Genomic DNA, 21,448 nt, shown 5'->3' with positions numbered 1-21,448 from the left:
CGACGCTCCGCGTCGCCTCCCTCCTCCGCCTTGCGATCGCACGCACCAGGCCCCGCTCCCTGATCCGGCCTGATCCAAACGACAAGCCCTAGCGGGGCGTCAGACGCGCGATCCTGGCCAGCCGGCGGAACGACTCCAGCAGGGCCTCGCGGTCGTGCGTACTGGTCGTCACCAGCACCTCCTGCGCCCCGCTGTCCTTGATCACCGTCTCCAGCTCGTCGGTGACCTGCTGCTCCGTGCCCACGATGTGGCCGCGCAGCCCGGACTCGTGCAGCTCCCGTTCCTTGTCGGTCATCTCGAAACCCGCGATGCTCCCGGCGGGCGGCAGCGGCGGGAACGTGCCGTGCGTGCGTGAGTGGGCCATCGACCAGGCCTCGGGGGCGAGGATGCGGCGCGCCTCCGGCTCGCTGCCCGCCACGGCGACCGTCCCCGAGATCACGACGTACGGCTCCGCGGCCCAGGGCGAGGGGCGGAACTCCTCGCGGTAGCGGTCGATGCCGCGCAGCATCTTCTCGCGCGAGCGCAGGTCGCCGATCACCATCGCGAGGCCGGCGCGGGCGGCGATCGAGGCGCCCTCGCCCATCGCGAGCACGAACGGCGGCACGGCCAGGCCCTCGGAGGGGCGGGCGTGCACGCCCGTGGCCGAGGTGCCGGTGAAGTACGCCAGCAGTTCGTCGAGCTGCGCGGCGAAGTCCTCGGCGTCGTCCTTGTCCCGGGCGAGCGCCTTGCGGACCCCGTCGGTGAACCCGACGGAGCGGCCGAGCCCCATGTCGATACGGCCGGGGAAGAGCGACTCCAGGACCCCGAACTGCTCGGCCACGACCAGCGGCTGGTGGTTGGGCAGCATCACGCCGCCGGTGCCGACCCGGATGATGCGGGTCGCCGCGGCGACGGCCGCCGCGAGCACGGTCGGCGCGGAACCGGCGACCCCCGGCACACCGTGGTGCTCCGAGACCCACAGACGGTGGTAGCCGAGCCGCTCCAGGTCCTGGGCCAGGGAGACGGTGTCGCGCAGCGCGTCCTGGTCGCTGTGCCCCTCGCGGGTGCGGGAGCGGTCGAGGACGGAGAAGCGGGTCGATTCGATCACGGTGCTCACACCTTGTCTCAACGCCGTGGTGCCCCAGGGATTCCCGCCTCGGCGCGAGGGCCGCGGATTAGGGTGGGCGGCATGGCCGGCGACCGACGCCCCCTCGCCGTCTTCGACCTCGACGGCACCCTCGCCGACACGGCGCACCGGCAGCGGTTCCTGGAGCGCAGGCCGCGGGACTGGGACGCGTTCTTCGCTGCCGCACCGCACGATCCGCCGCTTGCCGAGGGCGTCGCGCTCGCCCTCTCCTGCGCCGAGGAGTGCGAGGTCGTCTGACCGGGCGCCCGGAGCGGTGCCGCGCCGACACCGTGGCGTGGCTCGCCTCGCAGGCACTGCCGGACGGGCCCCTCCACATGCGGCGCGAGGCGGCGCAGGGTGTCCAGCTTGGTGTGCCGGGCCGGCCTGCGGTCGTCAGGGGCGGACCTGAGCGGGGGGACGTGAGCCGGGGAGCGGCTCAGGAGTCGTCGCCCTCCAGACGGAAGCCCACCTTCAGACCGACCTGCCAGTGCTCGACCTGGCCGTCGACGATCTGCCCCCGAACCTGCGTGACCTCGAACCAGTCGAGGTTGCGAACGGTCTGCGAGGCGCGCGCGATCCCGTTGCGGACCGCATCGTCCACGCCCTCGTGAGAGGTGCCGACGATCTCGGTGACGCGATACGTGTGGTTCGACATGGTTCCACCGTGCCCCAGGGCGGCCCGACCCGCCATCCGTATGGCGCACCCCTTGACCCTTACGTTGGTCTATACCAAACTCCCTGAACGCCCGTACGAGCCGCGCGCTCTTCCCCCACGTCGGGCCGACCTTCCCTGTCCGCAGGCAGAAAGTGACCGACGTGAACTCCCGCCGCCTTGCCCTGATTTTCGGTTCCCTCCTCGCCACCGGCACGCTCCTCACCGCGTGCGGGGCCCTGCCGGGCACGGGGGAGGGGGAGGGCTCGGTCACCGTGTGGCTGATGCGGGGCAGCGCGTCCGAGGACTTCCTCGAGCGCTTCACGCGGGACTTCGAGGCCCGGCACGACGGCCTCACCCTCGACATCCGCATCCAGGACTGGACCGGCATCGGCGCCAAGGTCACCAAGGCGCTCGACGAGCGGCACGGCGGCGAGTCCGGCGCGCCCGACGTCATCGAGGTGGGCAACACCCAGGTCCCGGGCTACGTCGAGCAGGACGGCCTGCTCGACCTCTCCCTGGAGTCCGCGCGCGACCTCGGCATGAACGACTGGCTGCCCGGCCTCGCCGAGCCCGGCGTCGACTCCTCCCGGCAGTACGGCATCCCCTGGTACGCGGCCAACCGCGTCGTCGTCTACAACAAGGACCTCTTCCGGCAGGCGGGCATCGACAGGCCGCCCACCACGCGCGCGGAGTGGCTCGACGTGACCCGGACCCTGAACTCCGGCGGCACCCAGGGCATCTACCTCGCGGGCCAGGACTGGTACACGCTCTCCGGGTTCATCTGGGACGAGGGCGGCCATCTCGCCAAGGAGTCCGACGGTGTCTGGTCCGGGGCCCTGGCCACCCCCGCCGCTCTGCGCGGCATGGCCTTCTACCGCCAGCTCCAGGCGCTGGGCGGCGGCCCCAAGGACGCCGACGAGGAACACCCGCCGCAGGCCGAGGAGTTCGCCCGCGGCGACATCGCGCAGATCATCTCCGTGCCGGGCGCCACCCAGCGCATCCTCCAGAAGAACCCGCGGCTGAAGGGCAAGCTGGGCTACTTCCCGATCCCCGGCAAGACGTCGAGCCGGCCGGGCACGGTGTTCACCGGCGGCTCCGACCTGATCGTGCCGGCGAACACCGACGACCGCGACGGCGCGGTCGAGGTCGTCAAGGCGCTGGCCGGCGAGAAGTGGAACACCGACCTGGCCCGCACCATGAACTACGTGCCGAACAAGACGACCCTCGCCGGCGCGGTCGCGGGCGAGCCGGGCGTGGCCGCGATGGCCGTCGGCGCCGCCCACGGCAAGGCGACACCCGGCTCCCCGCTGTGGCCGAACGTGGAGGCGGGCTCCAACCCCATCAAGGAGTACATGTCGAAGGTCCTCGCCGGCGGCGACCCCGCGACGGAGGCGAAGCGTGCCTCCCGCGAGATCACCGGCCGCCTCGACGAGCGCAACTAGGGCTTGTCGTCGAACTCCCGCCTGCCCGGCGGCGCGACAGGCCCTAAGGGCCGGCGACCAGCTGCGCCACCAGGCGCGTCATCGCGGGCCGTGGATCGGGCGCGCCCGGCCAGCTCGTCATCAGCAGGTGGTGGGCGGTGCCGACGACGGTCAGGGCCGCCGTGCCCGCGTCCAGCGCCCCGGGCACCCGGCCGAGTCGCCGCTCGGCCTCCAGGTAGTCGGTGACCGCCTCCTGGATCGCCGTGAAGCCGGGCGCCCCGCCCTCCAGGGCCTCGCGCACGCGCAGCGCGGCGGCCGGGCGGGTCATGGCGAGGCCGGAGACGGCGGGCCCGCCGGATTCGAACAGGGCGAGGGCGACGGCATCGACGTTGCCCGCCACCGTGCCCTGCCCCGTGAGCCCCGACAGTGCCCGCGCCTTCGCCGCGGTCCGCGCGAACCGGTCCAGGCAGAGCTCGGCGACGAACTCGTCGAGCCCCGCGAAGTGCGTGTGCAGCAGCCCCTTGGCGCAGCCCGCCTCGGTGGTGACGGCCCGGCTCGTGAGCGCGCCGGGACCGTCCCTCTGCACGACGCGCTCGGCAGCCGCGAACAGCCGCTCGCGCACGTCCGGGGTCGCCACTCCGCGCGGTGACATGGGCCTCTCTTCCGCTTCGCCTGCACTGCCCGCCTGGGGCACAACTCGTCGAATCGTAGCGGGGATTGCCGGTTTGGGCACGTGCCCATACAGTTTGGGCGCGCGCCCAAACTCCGTTCCTCTATTGGGGAGGCACCGTGCAGGACATCGTCAACACCGAGCAGGCGCAGGCGTGGAACGGCCCGGAAGGCGTCCACTGGGCCCGCCACCAGGACCGCTGGAACGCCGTCAACGAAGGCTTCAACGAGCCGCTCCTCGACGCCGCGGGCATCACCGGCCGAGACCGGGTACTCGACCTCGGCTGCGGCTCCGGGCAGACCACCCGCCTCGCCGCGCTCCGCGCGCCCCAGGGGCACGCGCTGGGCCTCGACCTGTCGGGCCCCATGCTGGCCGAAGCCCGGACCCGGGCGGAGCAGGAGGCCGTCCCCAACGTCTCCTTCGCACAGGGCGACGCACAGACCCACCCCTTCGAACCGGGCTCCTTCGACGCGGCGATCAGCCGCTACGGCGTGATGTTCTACGCCGACCCGGTCGCGGCCTTCGCCAACGTCGGCCTGGCGCTGCGCCCCGGCGGCCGCCTGGCCTTCGTCTGCCCGGCCGACGCCGCGCTCAACGACTGGGTCGCGGCGATGGCCGCCCTGCGGGACCTGCTGCCGATCGGCGACCTCGGCCGTCCGGGGCTGCCCGGCATGTTCTCCCTGGCCTCGCAGGACCGCATCCGAGACGTCCTCACCGCGGCCGGATTCGAAGGCATCGCCGTCGACCGGGCGCAGGCGTACGGGACATGGGGGAGCGGGGCCGCGGACGCCGCGGAGTTCTTGCTGGGCACGGGCCCCGGCCGCCACCTGCTGGAGCAGGCCGAACCGGATGCCCGGGCCGGCGCTCGCCGCGTCCTGACCGACCACTTGCGCGGGCACGAGACGGCGGACGGCACGGTCCGGCTGCGCAGCACCAGCTGGCTGGTCACGGCCGTCCGCCCGTCCGCCGCCCCTGCAGGGCCCAGCACCTAGGGCTTCCCCGCCGACGCCCTGCTCAGTGACAGTGCGAACCGTCCCTCCGTGTCCGTCCACCAGTGGCCCAACTCGAGCCCCACCTCGTGCAGTTCCTCCTTCACGCCCTCCTGGCGGAACTTCGCCGAGACCTCCGTGCGCACCTCCTCGCCCGCCGCGAAGTCGACCTCCAGATCGAGCGCCGGGATCTTCACGGTCTGGGCCGTGGTGGCGCGCAGCCGCATCTCGATCCACTCGCACTCGGCGTTCCACAGGGCGACGTGCTCGAACGCGTCGGGGTGGAAGTCCGCGCCGAGTTCGCGGTCCATCACGGTCAGCACGTTCTTGTTGAACGCGGCCGTCACGCCCGCCGCGTCGTCGTAGGCCGTGACCAGCGTCGCCTCGTCCTTGACCAGGTCCGTGCCGAGCAGGAAGAAGTCGCCGGGCTCCAGGAGTCCGCGCACCGCCGCCAGGAACGCGGACCGCTCGTCCGGCAGCAGATTGCCGATCGTGCCGCCGAGGAAGGCGACAAGCCGCGGGCCCGGCGTCGCGGGCAGGTCGAACGCGGCCGTGAAGTCCGTGACCATCGCGTGGATGTCGAGCGCGGGCCGCTCGGCGAGCAGCGTGTCCGCCGCGCCGCGCAGCGCGCTCTCGCTCACGTCCACGGGCACGTACGTCGTCAGGTCGGTGAGCGCGTCGAGGAGGTGGCGGGTCTTGTCGGACGAGCCCGAGCCCAGCTCGACGAGTGTGCGCGCACCGGTCGCCTCGGCGATGTCGTGGGCGCGCGCGATCAGGATCTCGCGCTCGGCGCGGGTCGGGTAGTACTCGGGCAACTGCGTGATCTCGTCGAAGAGTTCGCTGCCGCGCGCGTCGTAGAACCACTTGGGCGGGAGGGTCTTGGGCGTGCCGGTCAGGCCGTGCAGGACGTCGGCCCGCAGGGCGGCGCCGGTGGCGTCCTCGGGCAGGGTGCGGGTGATGCGGAACGGGCTCACGCGGAGGGCTCCTTGAGCGGGGTCAACAGGACGTCGGTGCGGCTCGCCGCGAGCAGCGTGCGGTCGGGGACCTCGATCCAGTGCGGATCGTCGTCGAAGGGCTCGGAGGCGACGACCACGGAACGGCCCGGGTCGGTGCGGTACCACAGGGTGTCGCCCCAGGCCGTGGCCGTGATCGTCTCGCCGTTGGTGAGCAGGAAGTTGAGGCGGGCGGTGGGCGCCGCCTCGGCGATCTCCAGGGTGGTGTCGGCGAGCGCCTGCGCCTCCTCGTCGCCCGCCCGCAGCCGGTGCAGGACGAGCGCCCACAGGAACGCCGCGTCGCAGCGGGCCTCCATGGAGAGCAGGTCCGCCGGCGGCAGGGTGGGTGCCAGGGAGGTCAGGGACTGCGGCCAGTCCGGCACCGCCCCGTTGTGGCTGAACAGCCAGGGGCCGTTCGCGTACGGGGCCGCCGCGGCCTCGCCGTCCGCCCCGGCGAGCGTGGCGTCGCGGACCGCCGCGAGCAGCGCCCCTGAGCAGACCACGCGCGCCAGGTCCTGGTAGGCCGCGTCGCCCCAGATGGGTCCGGCGCGGCGGTAGCGGGCGGGCACCGGGTCGCCCTCGGCATACCAGCCCACCCCGAAGCCGTCGGCGTTGACCGTGCCGTGCCGCTGTCTGCGAGGTGCCCACGACTGCCGGAACAGGCTGTGCGGCGGCCCGTCGACGATCTCACCGAGCGGCACGGGCGGCCCCAGATAGGCCAGGTGACGGCACATCAGGCACGCTCCCGCGGCTCGGCGTCGCGGGCCGTGCGGAACCCGGAGAAGATCTGCCGCCGGATCGGATGGTCCCAGTTGCGGAACGTGCCCCGGCAGGCCACCGCGTCCACGCCGAACGAGCCGCCGCGCAGCACCTTGTAGCCGTCCCCGAAGAACACCTCCGAGTACTCGCGGTACGGATACGCCACGAACCCCGGATACGGCAGGAACTCGCTGGACGTCCACTCCCACACGTCGCCCATCAACTGCCGTACGCCGAGCGATGATTCACCCAGCGGATAGCTGCCCGCCGGAGCCGGACGCAGATGCCGCTGGCCCAGGTTCGCGCGGTCGGGTGTCGGATCCGCGTCGCCCCACGGGTAGCGCATCGAGCGCCCGGTGGCCGGGTCGTGGCGGGCCGCCTTCTCCCACTCCTCCTCGCTCGGCAGCCGCCGCCCGGCCCACCGGGCGTAGGCGTCGGCCTCGTACCAACTGACGTGCAGCACGGGCTCGTCCGGCGGTACGGGCTCGGTCACCCCGAACCGCCGGCGCAGCCACTGCCCGGCCTCGCGATGCCAGAACAGCGGGGCCTCCAGGCCGTGTTCGCGCACCATCGCCCAGCCGTCCGGCGTCCACCAGCGCTCCTGGCGGTAGCCTCCCTCCTCGACGAACTCCAGGTACGCGGCGTTCGTCACCGGCGTCGTGTCGAGGTGGAACGGCGGTACCAGGCGGGTGTGCGCGGGCCGCTCGTTGTCCAGGGCCCAGGGCTCGGCCGTCGTGCCCATCGTGAACGGGCCGCCGGGGACGAGGACCTCGGCGGGCCCGTCGTAGGGCCGTTCCAGCGGCTCGGGGTCGGGTGCGGTGAGTGCCGCGCCGCCCTTCCTCAACTGGTGGGTGATCAGCATCGTCTCGTCGTGCTGCTGCTCGTGCTGGGCGATCATCCCGAAGGCGAAGCCCGAGCGGGTCAGACTCCGCGCGCCCTCCGCCTCGAACGAGGCCTTCTCCAGCACGTCGAAGACCCGACCGCGGACGTCCGCGGCATAGCCGCGGGCCTCCGTCGGCGCCAGCAGCGGCAGACTCGGGCGCTCCGAGCGCGGGTGCTCGAAGGCGTCGTACAGCGGGTCGATCTCGGGGCGGATCGCCTCCTGCCCCGCGACCGCGCGCAGCAGCCACTGCTCCTCCTGGTTCCCGATGTGTGCGAGATCCCAGACGAGCGGCGACATCAACGGCGAGTGCTGGGCGGTGAGTTCGCCCTCTTCGACGCAGCTCGTCAGCAGTGTCGTACGGCGCCGCGCGGCCTCAAGGGCGTCCGCGGCGCGGCCACGGAGCGCCTCCGGGGCCGTGGTGACGTTCTCCTCGGCGGTCATGATCGGACGGTCCTCCCCTGTGCGGGTTCTCGCGTGAGCTGGTCGAGCACGTCGTCGGCGGGACAGCGCCCGCGCAGGACGTAGCGGTGCGTGAAGTCGGCGACCGCCTGCCGCACCTCCGGATCTGCGCCGATCCTCGGCAGCGCCTCCAGAGCCGTCGTGAAACAGGCCGTGGCGGCCTCGCGCAGTTCGGGATCGGCGAGGCCGAGCCGGGCCGCGTCGCGCCACAGAGGGTTGTGCGGGGCCGGCAGCGGACCCGCCCGCTCCGCGAGCGGCTTGACCGCCCGGTAGGCGGTCTCGGCGGCCTGCGCGTCGTCGAAAAGCGCGGTCGTCACGGCGAGCGGCACCAGCCACCCGTCGTCGCCCGACTGCGCGTCGATCATGCGCAGTTCGAGGTGCCCGCGCGGGCGCACGGGCGGGAAGAGGGTGGTCAGGTGATAGTCGAGGTCCGAGCGGGTCGGCGGGCGCGGCGCGCCCGTGCGCGCCCACTCGCGGAAGGTCAGCCCGTCCGGTACCTGCCAGGGCCCATCGTCAGAGCGCACGCACATCACGGGCGCGTCGAGCACGTGCCGCGCCCATGCCTCGCGCGGGTCGAAGTCCAGCGGTACGCCGCCGGAGCGGCCCACGTCGATGCGCTCCCACAGCAGTTGCCGTGTCGAGCGCCAGCCGGTCGGACGGCCGGACAGCATCGGCGAGTTGGCGAACGCCGCCACCAGGACCGCGCCCAGCAGATGCGCGAGGCGCCAGCGCCGCCCGAGTCCCTGCGGACCCGGCTCCTCGTGCCCCGCGTCCAGGCACACCTGCACGGACGCGGACGAGCACATCATGGAGCGCCCGGCGGGCCCGGCCCGGTCGAGCGAGGCCTCCAGGGCGTCGTAGCGGGGCTGATGGAGAACGCGTCGCGGCGGCAGCCAGGGATCGGTGCCGTGGCCGGAGAGGACGAGTCCGTGGCCGCGGAGCGCGGTGCGGACGGCGGTCAGATCGGCCCGCATGGCCGAGACGCATTCGCTGAGGGTGTCGGCGGGGAGCGAACTGAGTTCCAGCTGCCCGCCGGGTTCCACGGTGAGCGCCGAGCGCAGGGGCAGGGCGCGCAGTGCGACGTATGCCGCGTCGAGTCGTTCGGGTGGTAAGGGGAGCCACGGCTTCAGCAGGGGGCGCGGCTCGTGCACGATCCATTCCAGCTCGACCCCGACCCTGCGGGGCGGTCCGGTCTTGAAGCAGATGCCCCGTACCAGGGCCTCCGCCTCGGCCTCGGTGACCAGGTCACCGAGCGCCGTACAGTCTCCCTCGCTCATGGGGGGATTCCTCCTGTTTCGCACGTTTCCATGGTCCCCGGTGGGGGCCATCCCGTCGATTCGGCCGGGTGCCGACAAACAGCCCCTTCCGGGCGACGCAGACCCTCCACCCAAGACGGTTCGGGCGCCTCGCACAAGAGTGCGTCTGGACATCTGCGGGTCTTCTCGGGACTTCTTGGGGCTTCTCCAGGTGAGACGAAAACCTGTTGCCCGCGCGGTCACTGTGCGTACACGATGGATTCATGAACACGACGGGGGAGAGGGCGAGGGACGCGGCGTGAGCGCACGACTGCGCGAGCTCGCGCGGAGCACGGAGAAGATCGTCGACTCGGGGGAGTACGCGGGCGACGGGGGCCGCGTGGTGACGATCGGCGCCGCGGTGGCGCGGGCGCGGGCGGGCACCAGGATGTACGGGCCCGACCCGGTTCCCGTGCCGCCGATGTCGCCGGTGGACCGGACGAGCATCGAGGTCACGGGCGAGAGCAGCCTGGAGGCCGCGCGCCGCAGGACGGGGGAGCGGCCGCGGCCGGTCGCCGTCCTGAACTTCGCGTCGGCGCGCAACCCGGGCGGCGGCTACCTCAACGGGGCGCAGGCCCAGGAGGAGGCCCTGTGCCGCTGCTCCGCGCTGTACGCGTGCCTGACCGAGGTGCCCGGGTTCTACGCCCACCACCGCGAGCACCGCGACGCCTTCTACACCGACCGCGTCATCCACGCACCGGCCGTCCCGGTCTTCCGCGACGACCAGGGCCGACTGCTCGACACACCATTCGAGGCGGGCTTCCTGACCTCACCCGCGCCGAACGCGGGCGTGATCGCGCAGCGCACCCCGGAGCGGGTGCCCGAGATACCCGCGGCACTGGCCGCGCGCGCCGAGCGCGTCCTCGAGGTCGCCGCGGCCGAGGGCTACCGCAGGCTCGTCCTGGGTGCCTGGGGCTGCGGGGTGTTCCGCAACGACCCCGGGCAGGTGGCCGAGGCCTTCCGCGACCTGCTCGAAGGGCGTTTCGCGGGCCGCTTCGAGCAGGTCGTGTTCGCCGTCCTCGACCGCACGATGGGCGCGCCCACCCGCCTTGCGTTCGAGCGCGCCTTCGGCCGGGCGGACGACGGGGCGTCTCGCACGGGCGCTCACCGCCAGCCGTAGCGCTCCCGCAGCCGCAGCACCACGGTGTTGAACCGGCCGCGGTCAAGCGCGCAGGCCTCGCGGCGCATCCCCTTCTCGTGCACGCGCAGCACACGGTCCAGGTCCACCCACGAGTCCCGGCCGTCCCGGTCCCAGGGGCCGGAGCCCAGCGCCACCCACTCGCGGTCGCCGTCGTGCCGCTTGCTGGACAGCTGCACGGCCAGCAGCGTGCCGGCCGCCTCCCGGGCGACGACGAGCACCGGGCGGTCCTTGCCGCGCCCGTCGTTCTCCTCGTACGGCACCCAGGTCCACACGATCTCGCCGGGGTCCGGGTCGCCGTTGTGCGCGGGCGCGTACTCGGTGCGCACCTTCCCCACCCGGCTCGGCTCGGCCTCCACCGTGGCCGTCGCGCCGCCGCGGCCGGGGTGTTCGTACGCTTGGTCATCCGTATAGGCAGTCACGCGGGTCACGTTAGACGCCGACCGGCCCAATCCCTGCGGCGGGTACGCCGGATGAGTCGCAGGCTCGCCCCATGAAACGACGTCACAGCACTGTCCTCAGCGTCCTCGCGGGCACCCTCGCCCTCACCGCCGCGGCGCCGGCGGGACCCGCCGCCTCCTCCGAGGCCGCACCCCCGCGCACCGTCTCCGCGTGGCTCCCGTACTGGGACCAGGAGGCCGCCTACCAGAACGCCCTCGACCACGCCGCGCAGATCCGCACCATCAGCCCCTTCTGGTACCAGACGAAATCCGCGGCCCGCGTCGCAGGACACACCGGGGCGGGCGAGCGCCGCATCATCGACGGACTGCACGCCCGCGGCATCGAGGTCGTCCCCACGGTCATGGAGGCGATGAAGCCGGGCACCCTGGCCAAGGTCCTCAACAGCGAGAAGTCCCGCACCCGCCACATCGACGCCCTGCTCGACGTCGCCCGCAGCCGCGCCTACGACGGGCTCGACATCGACTACGAGTCCATCGCCGTCGCCTCCGACGACAAGTACCGGGCGGCCCGCGCCGGTTACACCGCCTTCGCCACCGAACTCTGTGCACGCCTGCACGCCTCCGGCAAGAAGTGCTACCTGACCGTCATGCCCAAGACCCGTTCGACGGGCCGCGTTTGGGACTACGAGAAGCTGGGCGCCGCGGCCGACCGCGTGCGGATCATGGCGTACAACCTGCACTCCGCGGAGGGCAGGCCGGGCCCGCTTGCCTCGCCCCAGTGGTACGACGAGATCCTGTCCCGCGCGACCGCCCAAGTCCCGCACGCCAAGCTGGAGATGGGCCTGCCGGCGTACGGCTGGAACTGGAAGGTGGGCGGCCCCCACGGCGGTGGCAAGGACCGCGCGCGGCACGTCACCTCGAAATCCGCCGAGGCGCTGCGCCGCAAGGTCGGCGCGCGCTACGCCCTCGACCCCGAATCCCGCACCCCCCACTTCACATACACGGAGGGCAAGGGCAAGAAGGCCACCCGCCGCACCGTCTGGTACCAGGACGCCGCCGGCACCGCCGCACACCTCCCCGTCCTGCGGAAATACGGCGTACGCAACACGGTCCTGTGGGCGCTGAACTTCGAGGAGCCGAAACTCTGGAAGACCCTGGCGCAGGGGTAGAACAGGGCTGGCACAGGGCTGGGCGCACCCGCCGCACGGCGTCTGCAAGGATGCCGTACGTCATGGTGCAGATACCGAAGCAGCAGCCGCCCGTACCCGCGCAGCCGAACCCCGGCGCCCTGCCCACGAGTGCCGATGTCGCACGCCTCGCCGGGGTCTCGCGCGCCACCGTCAGCTACGTCCTCAACAACACGAGCGCGGTCCGCATCAGCGAGCCGACCCGGCGGCGCGTCCACAAGGCCGCCAAGGAACTCGGCTACGTCCCGCATGCCGCCGCCCGCAGCCTGCGCGCGGGACACACCCGGATCGTCCTCGTGCCGACCCCCGACGTACCGATCGGGCCCCTCTACAGCGCCTTCCTCAACGAACTCCAGTGGGCGCTGAGCCGCCTCGACTACACCGTCGTGCAGTACGGCAGCGTGGGCCTCGGCGGCGACGCCGCCGCCCGTGCCTGGGCCGAGCTGCGCCCGGTGGCCGTACTCGGCCCGGTCGGCATGGGCCCCGACGGTATCGCCGTGCTCCGCCGCTCCGGCGCCCGCGCCGTCATCACGCTCGGCCCGGAGCCGGTCGAGGGCGCGCACGCCCTGCTCACCGACCACCGGCAGGTCGGCCGGGCCGCCGCCGGGCACCTCATGGCCCGCGGCCACCGGCGCATCGGCGTGGTCATGCCCAAGGAGGCGGGCCTCGACGTCTTCGCGGTGCCGCGCCAGGAGGGCGTGCGCCAGGCGGGCGCGGAGACGGTGCCGCTGCCGCTCGCCTACGACGAGCAGGACGCCGCCCAAGTGGCCGCACAGGTGGGTGAGTTGGGGCTCGACGCCGTGTTCGCGTACAACGACGAGTACGCCATGCTGCTGATGCGCGCGTTGCAGGACGCGGGCGTCGACATCCCCGGCGACGTCGCCGTGATGGGCGCCGACGACCTGATGCTCGGGCGGCTGCTGCGGCCGCGGCTGAGCACGGTGCGGCTCGACCTGCCGTCGGGCCGGGAGCTGGCGGAACTCGTCGACCGGCTGGTCAGGGACCCGGAGAGGGACGGGGAGCCCGCGCAGCGCGAGGCACTGACGGTGACGCTGGTGGCGCGCGAATCGGCCTGAGGTCGTCGGCGGGCGGCACCAGAAGGTCACGACATGCCGCGAGGCGGCCGCCCGTACAGGGCGACCGCCTCGGGGTCGATCGAGTGACGAGGGAGGAGGCTCAGCCCTCCTGGCCCTGGCCCTCCTGCTCGGCCTTCGCCTGCTGCTCGGCGACCGACGCGCGGACCTCGTCCATGTCCAGCTTGCGGGCCTGGCCGATCACGTCCTCCAGCGCCTCCTTGGGCAGCGCACCCGGCTGCGCGAACACGGCGACCTGGTCACGCACGATCATCAGCGTCGGGATCGACTGGATCCCGAAAGCGGCGGCCAGCTCCGGCTGGGCCTCGGTGTCGACCTTGCCGAACACCAGGTCCGGGTTGGCCTCCGCGGCCTCCTCGTAGACCGGGGCGAACTGCTTGCAAGGCCCGCACCAGTCAGCCCAGAAGTCGATCAGTACGAACTCGTTCTCCGTAACCGTCTGATCGAAGTTCTCCTTGGTCAGCTCCGTGGTGGTGCTGCTCATGGTGTTTTTCCCTCTTCCTGCTTCCGGGGTTCGGGGCGAAGCCGTAGGGGGCAAAGCCGCTGTGCACAACCGTCCGCATGTCGGACGTATTCCGCGCTCGTACCCATGTGCTCGGCACGCACACATCCGACCACACTGAGAGACTGGGCCGCATGACGGAAGCCAACGCGTACGACGTCGTAGTGCTCGGAGCGGGACCCGTCGGCGAGAACGTCGCCGACCGCGCGCGGGCCGGTGGACTGAGCGCCGCCATCGTGGAGAGCGAACTCGTCGGCGGTGAGTGCTCGTACTGGGCGTGCATGCCCAGCAAGGCGCTGCTCCGCCCGGTGATCGCCCGCGCCGACGCCCGCCGGGTGCCCGGCCTGAGCCAGGCGGTCCAGGGCCCGCTCGACGCACCCGCGGTCCTCGCGCACCGCGACTACTTCACCTCCAACTGGAAGGACGACGGCCAAGTGGGTTGGCTGGAGTCCATCGGCATCGACCTCTACCGCGGCCACGGCCGCCTCGACGGACCGCGCAGCGTCACGGTCACCGCGGAGGACGGCACCGTGACCACTCTCACGGCACGCCACGCGGTCGCCGTCTGCACGGGAACCCGCGCGGCCCTCCCGCCACTGCCCGGCATCGACGAGGTCAAGCCGTGGACCAGCCGGGAGGCCACGAGCGCCGACCGCGTCCCGGGCCGCCTCCTGGTGGTCGGCGGCGGCGTGGTCGCCACCGAGATGGCCACGGCCTGGCAGGCGCTGGGCTCGCAGGTCACGGTGCTCGTACGCGGGGGAGCCCTGCTGGAACGCATGGAACCCTTCGCCGGCGAGCTGGTGGCGGACGCGCTGCGGGAGGCGGGCACGGAGGTGCGCACGGGTGTCTCGGTGAAGTCGGTGGACCGCTCGTCCGACGGCACGGTGGTGGCGACCCTCGACGACGGAACGACCCTCGAAGCCGACGAGATCCTCTTCGCGACGGGCCGTGCGCCGCGCACGGAGGACATCGGCCTGGAGACGGTGGGCCTGGAGCCCGGCTCGTGGCTGTCCGTGGACGACAGCCTCCGGGTGGAGGGAAGCAGCTGGCTCTACGCGGTCGGCGACGCCAACCACCGCGCGCTCCTCACGCACCAGGGCAAGTACCAGGCGCGCATCGCGGGCGCCGCGATCATGGCCCGCGCGCAGGGCGTCCCGCTCCTGGAGACCGACCGCTGGGGCGCCCACGCCGCGACGGCCGACGTGTCCGCCGTCCCCCAGGTGGTCTTCACCGACCCCGAGGCCGCGAGCGCGGGCCTCACCCTGGCCGAGGCCCAGGCGGCGGGCCACCGCGTGCGCGCGGTCGACTACGACATGGCGAACGTGGCGGGCACCGGCCTCTACGCGGACGGCTACCGCGGCCGCGCCCGCATGATCGTCGACCTCGACCGGGAGATCCTTCTGGGCGTCACCTTCGTCGGCCCCGGCGTCGGCGAACTCATCCACTCGGCGACGATCGCGGTGGCGGGCGAGGTCCCGATCGACCGGTTGTGGCACGCGGTGCCGGCGTATCCGACGATCAGTGAGGTGTGGTTGCGGTTGCTGGAGACGTATCGGGGCTAGGGCCTGTCGTTTGGATCAGGCCCCGCGAGCCCGGCCTGATCCAAACGACAGGCCCTAGGCCATCGCCGTCAAGCGCAGACGGTCACGGTGCGGGCGGCTCGGCCAAGGTGCACGCCGGGCCGCGATGCTCAGGCGGACTCGTCCGGAGCTACGCGGCCGGTGGCGGGCCCTGGTGGCGGGGCGCCGCTGGGGCCGTGCCACCGACCCGCCCACCCGAGCAGCGTCCCTGCGGAGACGAGGACCACGCCGAGGCATGTCACCACCGCGGGGATCGAGGAGGGGATGCCCAGGTACTCCGTGATGCCGAGAATCCGGTGCAACCCCCAGGGCAGCAGCGCCAATTGGTCGTTCCAGGTACTCAGGGACGTCTCCGCGCCCGCGGCCCAGGCCGCCGCGCCGACGATGGCGAGTGGGAGCGCGCAGGCGGTGAGCGCTCGGCCCAGCGCGGGGCGGCGCCGCAAGGTGGAGCGCAGCGCCCAGTAGGCGGCGGGGACCACCCACAGGAACAGGGCCCACGCCACCGTCACGTAGGCGAATCTGCCGTGCGGCGAGGTCCAGAACGCGGACCAGTAGTAGCCAGGGCCCCGTACGGAGAGGACACCCAGAAGCAGCACCGAGCGCAGGATCGCCACACCACCGACGCACGCGGCGAGCGCCGGCCAGGCGCGGCCCGCGGCCAGCCGCAGAACCGCCGCGAACACCAGCCATGTGCCGAGGGTGACGGCCACGTGGACCGGCGCCAGGAACCAGGTGTGGATGCCGCGGCTGAGCGCGAGGACGAGCCCGGGAACGAGCCACAGCGCGATCCGGTCGACGCGGCCGGTCGGCTGCGGCGCAGTGCGGGCGCGCCATGGTCTGAGTGCTCCGGCGAGCAGGGCCCGCAGCCCGGCGGCCCCCGGCAGGCTGCCCCGGGTGAGCGCGAGGACCACGGCGAGGAGCACGAGTGCGAGAAGGCCGCGCGCACACCAGGCCATCGACGGGTCACGGTCGGCGCGTTGCAGGCCGAGGTCCGCCGCAGCGAAGTTGTAGGCGGGAAGGGTGAGTTGATGACCGTAGTGGCGTTCGTGGGTGGCCGCGGCGGTGCGGTAGTGGGCCTCGGCCGCATGCCACCGTTCGGCCGCGTGGGCGGAGCCCGTGTCGAGCCACCGCTGGTGCCACAGAATCGTCGAGCGGTACGCGCCGAGAACCGTGAAGAGGTCCGTCTGGTAGGCGAGCGCCGCGCCGAACTGTTCGCGCAGACGCGGGTCGTGCCAGGTGGAGGCTTCCGTGGTGGCCCACAGGCGCTGCTGGCGACGTGCGATGTCGAGGGCGGTGCGGCCCTCGGCGAGCGCTTCGGGAAACCGGTCGCGCGTGGCCGCGTAGATGCTGGACAGCGCGGCACTGTCGCCGGTCGCGATGTCCCACTCGAAGATCCACATCATGGGCGGGGGTTCGAGGCCGAGGGCCTTCGCGGAGGTGTCGGCGTACGGGCCGATGTAGAGGCCCTTGGTGATCGCGGGGCGGGAGAGAGTGAGGATCCGCTCGATGGCCCGCACGGTGTCCGCGTCGTCGCTGAACGTCTTGCGGATCCAGGCCTCGCGGGCCCGCGCGAGATCGGTGTCCGGGTCCTGGGCGAGCCTGCCGGTGAGATACACGTTCACATCCCACAACTGCCAGAAGCCGACGCGCTGGTAGACGGCGCGCGGGCCGGCGTAGAGGGGGCCGCCGGACTGGGCCCAGTTCCAGACCCCCTCGATGTGCGGGTTGGAGGCGAGGAAGTGCTTGAGCGCGGTCTGTTCGAGGGCGCCGAGGTCGTCGGGAAGCGCGCCCTGGCCCTCGAATTCGCGGCGGGACTGGAACTCGACGATGCGCCGCTGGGAGCCTTCGAGCAGCGTGGGGTTGAGGGCGAGGTGGGAGTAGAAGTCGCCCTGGGAGTACTTGGTCGAGACGATCAGATGCGGGTCGTCGAGACCGTGGAGGACCTGGCGGTAGGAGTCGGGGTCGGTGTGCAGATCGCCGACGGCGCCCACGCCCACACTCCAGGTACGGAAGATGACGTCTCTGTCGCCGCCCGCCCGGTCGACGGCGCCGAGCAGACCGCGCAGCATCGCGCGCACCGCCCTGACGGTGGTGACGTCGATCGCTGAGGTGTAGTCCCAGCCGGGCAGGGCGTACGCGGAACCGCCCTCCCCGGTGCGGATCATGATGCCGTCCGCGAACGGCATCGAGTGCAGCACTTCCTCGACGCCTTTGGCGTACACGGACCACAGTCGTGGGTCCTCGGTGCGCAGACCGCCCAACTCCCTTTCCAGGTAGGTGCGCAGTGGAGGGGAGAGGGCGAGCATGTCGGTCTGGAAGTAGACGCGCATCCCGGCGTCGTGGGCATAGCGCCACACCGGCGCGAACGCCCTCACCATCGCACGGGCGCGCGCGATGTGCGGATCGCCTGCCGGGTAGACGGTGTGTCCGTCCCCGACACCGGAGAAGGTGACGTACTCCAGGAAGCCGGGCACGACGACGCCGTTGTAGCCGTTGCGCAGCGCGCCGCGCACGAAGGCGCGGAACTGGGCCGCGATGTCGTCGACCTTGGAGGTGTCGACCCAGGGGGCGCGTCGCAGCAGGGCGGTGCCGACGACGTCCGAGTTCAGCGAGTAGTCCGTGGTTGGGGCGAAGCGCGACCGCCGGATGTCCAGGCCCGTGCCTCCGGTGTCGGTGAGGCGGAGGCCCAGCTGCGGTGTCACGGTCCGGCCGTTGTCGGCGAGTACGTTCTCCTCGGCGCGGATCCGGTCGGCCATCCGGTAAAGCCCGGTCGCGGCACCTGCGGCGGACGCCGTCTCGAGAACCAGGCCGCCGTGCTCGCGCACGATCCGGTAACGCTCGGCCGAGCCGCGGCCCTTCAACGCCCCGATGCGGATGGCCAGTTCGCGCGCGGGGACACGGGCCTTGCCGCCGCCCTCGGCGACGGACGGAGCGGGTCGGCCCCGCTCGGTGAACGCGTCTCGCACTGCCTCCGCGGCGAGCCGCACGGCTGCGCCTCGCGCACCGGTCACCGCGCGTACGTTCGGGGCGGCGACGGAGGAGTGCGGGGCTGCTGCCCGTGTCCGTTCCGTGGGCACATCCTTCGCGTTGAACGACAAACCGAGTGCGCCGTTCAACGTCCATGCCACCATCGCCCCCGACAGCAGGAGCAACAGCAGTGTCACCAGGGCGGACACACCGGATCCACCGGATACACCCGATTCACCGGGTGCACCGCGCCACACGCGCCCCTTACACCGCATCGCGTCATCGTAAGATCACCGGACCGGGGCGAGAAGGCCCCGAGCGTCAGGACTTCGAGCAGGAAGCACGAGCGGTTGGTCCCTGTCACGCTCCGGATTCCGCCGAGAGCCAGGCGAAGGCCGACTCCTTGATCTCGCGTTCCAGCTCGCTGCCCTGGGTCGCGAAGGTGCGCTCGACGGGGAACCCGCTCTGGTCGAGTACGTAGGCCAACGCGCCGTACTCGCGGGGGTACTTGGCCACCACGCCGGCGTCGATCTCCTTGATCCCGGCGGGGAAGGTGAAGGTGGCGAAGTCGTACACGCTCTTGCGGTCGGCGATGCGCCAGGCCCCGTCCCGGCGCTCCACGCGGTCGATGAACCGGTTGTGGCCGTTGCAGCCCAGTTCGAGGGCGCCGTTCTCGGCGGCAACTGTGTTCCCCGGCTGCCGCCCGTAACGAACTGCGGCGCAACGCCATGGGGGGTCCGCCGCTTCCGCGACGCATAGGCTGCGGTGTGTACGGCAAGGCGTTCAACCACCACTCCATCTGTGGTGACGCCGACCTCGAAGTGCACGAGCAGTTGGAGGACGAGTACGTCCACGGCAACGCCGACGGGATCCCCTGGGAGAACCACGAGACGGTCAACACCGCGGTGTGGGTCCCCAACGGCTACACCGTCATTCGCATCGACGGCCCCGGCAGCGGCAAGAGTCCCGGCACGCTGGCCCCCTGGGACATTGCCACCGCGGAGGCATACGAGGACGCCATCGAGTGGGCCGGTCAACAGCCCTGGTCCAACGGCAACGTCGGCCTGTGGGGCATGTCCTACCTCGCCGTCACCCAGCACGCCGTGGCGATCCTGCTCCCCGCTCACCTCAAGGCGATGGTCGCCATCGGCACCGACATCGACGTGTACGAGCAGGTCGTCTACAACGGCGGCATCCTCAATGAGGAGTTCTTCCCGCACTGGTACCGCGATGGCCCGTCGTGTCGACCGCCGTTCGCGCCGCGGCCACGAATGCCGCGATGGCTGGATGGGCGCCGCCGCCCGTACGGAAGGCGACCTTTGAGCGGCGATACAGGGGGAGACGGGTCAGCACCACACCTTCAGGGGCGTGCGCGGTGGCCATCTCCGGTACAAATCCGGCGCCTTGCCCGATCGCGGCCAGCGCCAGAACGGTTCGGAAGTCGTTGACCTGATGGCGGATGCGTGGTTGGAATCCGGCGGCCTGGCAGGCCCGGACGGCCATCGCGTGGCCGGTCGTCCCGTCCCGGGCAGTGATCCACGGGGCGGTGGCCCACGGCCCGAGCAGCTCCGCCAGCGAGTCACCGCGGGCGGCGGCGCCCCATGATGTGTCGGTGTCGGCAGCGGCGCCCGTGGCCAGATACATCGGCTCGTCCAGCAGGGGCACCTGGTCGACCGTGGTGTCCGGGGTGGCGGGCACGAAGTCGTAGTCGTGGACGAGCGCCACATCGAGTTCACCGGCGCGCAGGCCGTCGGAGACCCGCGCGGAGTCGATCTCCTGCACCATCGGTTCCAACGCGGGATGCCGCTGCGCCAGTTCGGCGAGCGTGGCCGGCACGATCGCGGGCCCACCGGAGGGAAACGTCCCGATCCGCAGCGGACCGCCGATGCCCTCGCGCGCGCCGGCCAGCTCGGAGACCGCCAGTTCGAGGCGTTCGAGGACGGCGTCGGCGTGGGTGACGAGGGCGTGGCCGGCGGGAGTGAGCGCAACCCGTCTGCCGCTTCGTTCCAGCAGAGGTACGCCCGCCTCGCGTTCGAGCACGCTCAGCTGCTGTGAGACGGCCGAGGCGGTGAAGGACAGTGCCTCGGCGACGGCGGCGATGGTGCCGCGCCGGTCCAGTTCGCGCAGCAGACGGAGACGTCGGAGATCGAGCATAAGGTGAGCTTACTCATGAGCAAAGAAACGTGAACTGGATCTACCGGGTCGTGTCGGCGAGGCTGGGCACATGAAGCCCGAAGCGAACTTCACCGGCTTGTTCGTCCCCTTGGTGACACCGTTCACCGACGACCTGCGCCTGGCCCCTGACGCGCTCGCCCGCCTCGCCGATGAAGCGCTGACGGTCGGCGGCGCCCGCGGGCTCGTCGCCCTGGGTACCACCGCGGAGGCGGCCACTTTGACCGCCGACGAGAAGCGGGCTGTGGTCCGCATCTGCGCGGCGGCCTGCCGGGTGCACCGGGCGCCGCTGATCGTCGGCGTGGGCACGAACGACACGGCCGCCGCCATCGAGACACTGCGGGAACTCGCGGGCAGGGGCGACGTTGCCGCAGCACTGGTACCCGCACCGCCCTACACCCGGCCGGGCGAGGCAGGGACGCTGGCGCACTTCACGGCACTCGCCGAACAAGGAGGGCTGCCGCTCGTCGTGTACGACATCCCGTACCGCACCGGCCAGACGCTCAGTATCCGTGCGATGACCGCGCTCAGCCGGTTGCCGCAGGTCGTCGCGGTCAAGTACGCGACCGGTGTCATCGACGCATCGACGGTGGAGATGCTCGGCTCGACGCCTCCGGGCTTCTCGGTGCTCGGCGGTGACGACGCCGTCATCTCGCCGCTGCTCGCGGCGGGCGCCGCCGGCGGCATCCTGGCATCGGCCAATGTCCGTACCGCCGACTACGCCGAGCTCATCTCGCTGTGGCAGCGCGACGCCGCCGGAGCGGCCCGCCGACTGGGCGCCGAGCTCGCCCGGACCTCCGCCGCCCTGTTCGCCGAACCCAACCCGACTGTGATCAAGGGGGTGTTGCACGCCCAAGGCCGCATCCCCACCCCTGCCGTTCGCCTGCCACTGCTGGCCGCCTCCGCCGACTCGGTTCGCCGGGCGATGGATGTGGCCGGCGCGGGGGCCAGGGTGGTTGCGGCCTGAGGAGGGGCGAGGCGGGCCAGGTCGTGGATGCCGAATCCGACGTAGGCGCAACGCTGGGCAACCACCGCCGGGAGGCGGTGCCTACTGTTCCTGGTCGCGCATGCCTTCCGGAAACTGGTTGATGTCTCAGCCGGCCACTCGTCCGAACGGAACAGTTGATGAACCCGAGCGGCTGCCAGCAGGCGATCAGGCGCGAGTGCGTCCGAGGGCTT

General features: G+C 72.2%; 19 protein-coding genes and 2 pseudogenes. 9 read left to right on the top strand and 12 right to left on the bottom strand.

Annotated features, from left to right (window positions below):
* Positions 1-88: 88 nt before the first annotated feature.
* Positions 89-1,096: an LLM class flavin-dependent oxidoreductase gene (locus ACIA8D_RS33450; RefSeq protein WP_399237956.1), complete on the bottom strand. Its 1,008-nt coding sequence runs from the start codon at positions 1,094-1,096 to the stop codon at positions 89-91.
* Positions 1,097-1,168: 72 nt separating this feature from the next.
* Between ACIA8D_RS33450 and ACIA8D_RS33445 the strand changes: the two are divergent.
* Positions 1,169-1,452: pseudogene (locus ACIA8D_RS33445) on the top strand (hypothetical protein); the annotation flags it as partial.
* 89 nt (positions 1,453-1,541) lie between these two features.
* Here the strand turns inward: ACIA8D_RS33445 and ACIA8D_RS33440 are convergent.
* A complete protein-coding gene (locus ACIA8D_RS33440) occupies positions 1,542-1,760 on the bottom strand; it encodes a dodecin (RefSeq protein ID WP_399237955.1) in 219 nt (72 codons plus the stop codon).
* 161 nt (positions 1,761-1,921) lie between these two features.
* Between ACIA8D_RS33440 and ACIA8D_RS33435 the strand changes: the two genes are divergently transcribed.
* On the top strand, positions 1,922-3,202 hold the full coding sequence (locus tag ACIA8D_RS33435; protein WP_399237954.1) for an extracellular solute-binding protein: 1,281 nt from the start codon (positions 1,922-1,924) through the stop codon (positions 3,200-3,202).
* A gap of 43 nt (positions 3,203-3,245) precedes the next feature.
* Here the strand turns inward: ACIA8D_RS33435 and ACIA8D_RS33430 are convergent, their stop codons facing one another.
* Positions 3,246-3,833, bottom strand: coding sequence for a TetR family transcriptional regulator (locus ACIA8D_RS33430; RefSeq protein WP_399237953.1), 588 nt, complete (start codon positions 3,831-3,833; stop codon positions 3,246-3,248).
* 137 nt (positions 3,834-3,970) lie between these two features.
* Here ACIA8D_RS33430 and ACIA8D_RS33425 point away from each other — a divergent pair, with 137 nt between their 5' ends.
* Positions 3,971-4,843, top strand: coding sequence for a class I SAM-dependent methyltransferase (locus ACIA8D_RS33425; protein ID WP_399237952.1), 873 nt, complete (start codon positions 3,971-3,973; stop codon positions 4,841-4,843).
* Here the strand turns inward: ACIA8D_RS33425 and egtD are convergent.
* Genes egtD through egtA form a run of 4 tightly spaced genes read right to left on the bottom strand, consistent with a single transcriptional unit; the run spans position 4,840 to position 9,210 of the window.
* Positions 4,840-5,814 carry an L-histidine N(alpha)-methyltransferase gene (gene egtD / locus ACIA8D_RS33420; protein WP_399237951.1) on the bottom strand — a complete coding sequence of 325 codons (975 nt, stop codon included), beginning with the start codon at positions 5,812-5,814 and terminating at the stop codon, positions 4,840-4,842. The genes ACIA8D_RS33425 and egtD overlap by 4 nt on opposite strands.
* The gene (egtC, locus tag ACIA8D_RS33415; RefSeq protein ID WP_399237950.1) at positions 5,811-6,566 is read right to left on the bottom strand and encodes an ergothioneine biosynthesis protein EgtC; all 756 of its coding nucleotides are present in this window, start codon (positions 6,564-6,566) and stop codon (positions 5,811-5,813) included. The genes egtD and egtC overlap by 4 nt, the downstream gene beginning before the upstream one ends.
* Positions 6,566-7,915, bottom strand: coding sequence for an ergothioneine biosynthesis protein EgtB (egtB, locus tag ACIA8D_RS33410; protein ID WP_399237949.1), 1,350 nt, complete (start codon positions 7,913-7,915; stop codon positions 6,566-6,568). The genes egtC and egtB overlap by 1 nt, the downstream gene beginning before the upstream one ends.
* On the bottom strand, positions 7,912-9,210 hold the full coding sequence (egtA, locus tag ACIA8D_RS33405) for an ergothioneine biosynthesis glutamate--cysteine ligase EgtA (protein ID WP_399237948.1): 1,299 nt from the start codon (positions 9,208-9,210) through the stop codon (positions 7,912-7,914). Before egtA ends, egtB begins: the two co-directional genes overlap by 4 nt.
* Positions 9,211-9,487: 277 nt before the next feature.
* On the opposite strand from egtA, the gene ACIA8D_RS33400 reads away from it, so the two are divergent.
* On the top strand, positions 9,488-10,348 hold the full coding sequence (locus ACIA8D_RS33400) for a TIGR02452 family protein (protein WP_399237947.1): 861 nt from the start codon (positions 9,488-9,490) through the stop codon (positions 10,346-10,348).
* Here ACIA8D_RS33400 and ACIA8D_RS33395 read toward each other — a convergent pair.
* On the bottom strand, positions 10,333-10,788 hold the full coding sequence (locus ACIA8D_RS33395) for a type II toxin-antitoxin system PemK/MazF family toxin (protein ID WP_399237946.1): 456 nt from the start codon (positions 10,786-10,788) through the stop codon (positions 10,333-10,335). The two genes, ACIA8D_RS33400 and ACIA8D_RS33395, sit on opposite strands and share 16 nt — an antisense overlap.
* Before the next feature lie 71 nt (positions 10,789-10,859).
* Here ACIA8D_RS33395 and ACIA8D_RS33390 point away from each other — a divergent pair, with 71 nt between their 5' ends.
* Together ACIA8D_RS33390 and ACIA8D_RS33385 are read left to right on the top strand one after the other, a co-directional pair.
* Positions 10,860-11,936, top strand: coding sequence for a glycosyl hydrolase family 18 protein (locus ACIA8D_RS33390; RefSeq protein WP_399237945.1), 1,077 nt, complete (start codon positions 10,860-10,862; stop codon positions 11,934-11,936).
* 62 nt (positions 11,937-11,998) lie between these two features.
* Entirely contained in the window at positions 11,999-13,030 is a 1,032-nt protein-coding gene (locus ACIA8D_RS33385) for a LacI family DNA-binding transcriptional regulator (protein WP_399237944.1), read from the top strand.
* Positions 13,031-13,130: 100 nt separating this feature from the next.
* On the opposite strand, the gene trxA is transcribed toward ACIA8D_RS33385, so the two are convergent.
* Positions 13,131-13,532 (bottom strand): thioredoxin, encoded by a 402-nt coding sequence (gene trxA / locus ACIA8D_RS33380; protein WP_399237942.1) that lies wholly within the window; start codon positions 13,530-13,532, stop codon positions 13,131-13,133.
* 152 nt (positions 13,533-13,684) lie between these two features.
* On the opposite strand from trxA, the gene ACIA8D_RS33375 reads away from it, so the two are divergent.
* Positions 13,685-15,112: a dihydrolipoyl dehydrogenase family protein gene (locus ACIA8D_RS33375; RefSeq protein WP_399237941.1), complete on the top strand. Its 1,428-nt coding sequence runs from the start codon at positions 13,685-13,687 to the stop codon at positions 15,110-15,112.
* A 128-nt stretch (positions 15,113-15,240) separates the two neighbouring features.
* Here the strand turns inward: ACIA8D_RS33375 and ACIA8D_RS33370 are convergent, their stop codons facing one another.
* Entirely contained in the window at positions 15,241-18,306 is a 3,066-nt protein-coding gene (locus tag ACIA8D_RS33370; RefSeq protein WP_399237940.1) for a hypothetical protein, read from the bottom strand.
* A 151-nt stretch (positions 18,307-18,457) separates the two neighbouring features.
* Positions 18,458-18,718 (bottom strand): hypothetical protein, encoded by a 261-nt coding sequence (locus ACIA8D_RS33365; RefSeq protein ID WP_399237939.1) that lies wholly within the window; start codon positions 18,716-18,718, stop codon positions 18,458-18,460.
* Between the two features lie 107 nt (positions 18,719-18,825).
* Here ACIA8D_RS33365 and ACIA8D_RS33360 point away from each other — a divergent pair.
* Positions 18,826-19,260 (top strand): annotated as a pseudogene (locus ACIA8D_RS33360) (CocE/NonD family hydrolase); the annotation flags it as partial.
* A gap of 34 nt (positions 19,261-19,294) precedes the next feature.
* On the opposite strand, the gene ACIA8D_RS33355 reads toward ACIA8D_RS33360, so the two are convergent.
* Complete coding sequence (locus ACIA8D_RS33355; RefSeq protein ID WP_399237938.1) at positions 19,295-20,251, bottom strand: LysR substrate-binding domain-containing protein; 957 nt, start codon at positions 20,249-20,251, stop codon at positions 19,295-19,297.
* 70 nt (positions 20,252-20,321) lie between these two features.
* Between ACIA8D_RS33355 and ACIA8D_RS33350 the strand changes: the two genes are divergently transcribed.
* Entirely contained in the window at positions 20,322-21,236 is a 915-nt protein-coding gene (locus ACIA8D_RS33350; protein WP_399237937.1) for a dihydrodipicolinate synthase family protein, read from the top strand.
* Positions 21,237-21,448 lie beyond the last annotated feature (212 nt).

The organism is Streptomyces sp. NPDC051684 (genome assembly GCF_044453445.1).
In the GTDB taxonomy this organism is placed as follows: Bacteria; Actinomycetota; Actinomycetes; order Streptomycetales; family Streptomycetaceae; genus Streptomyces.
The sequence above is the reverse complement of the archived record's forward strand: the minus strand, read 5'-3'. Positions and strand labels throughout refer to the sequence as shown.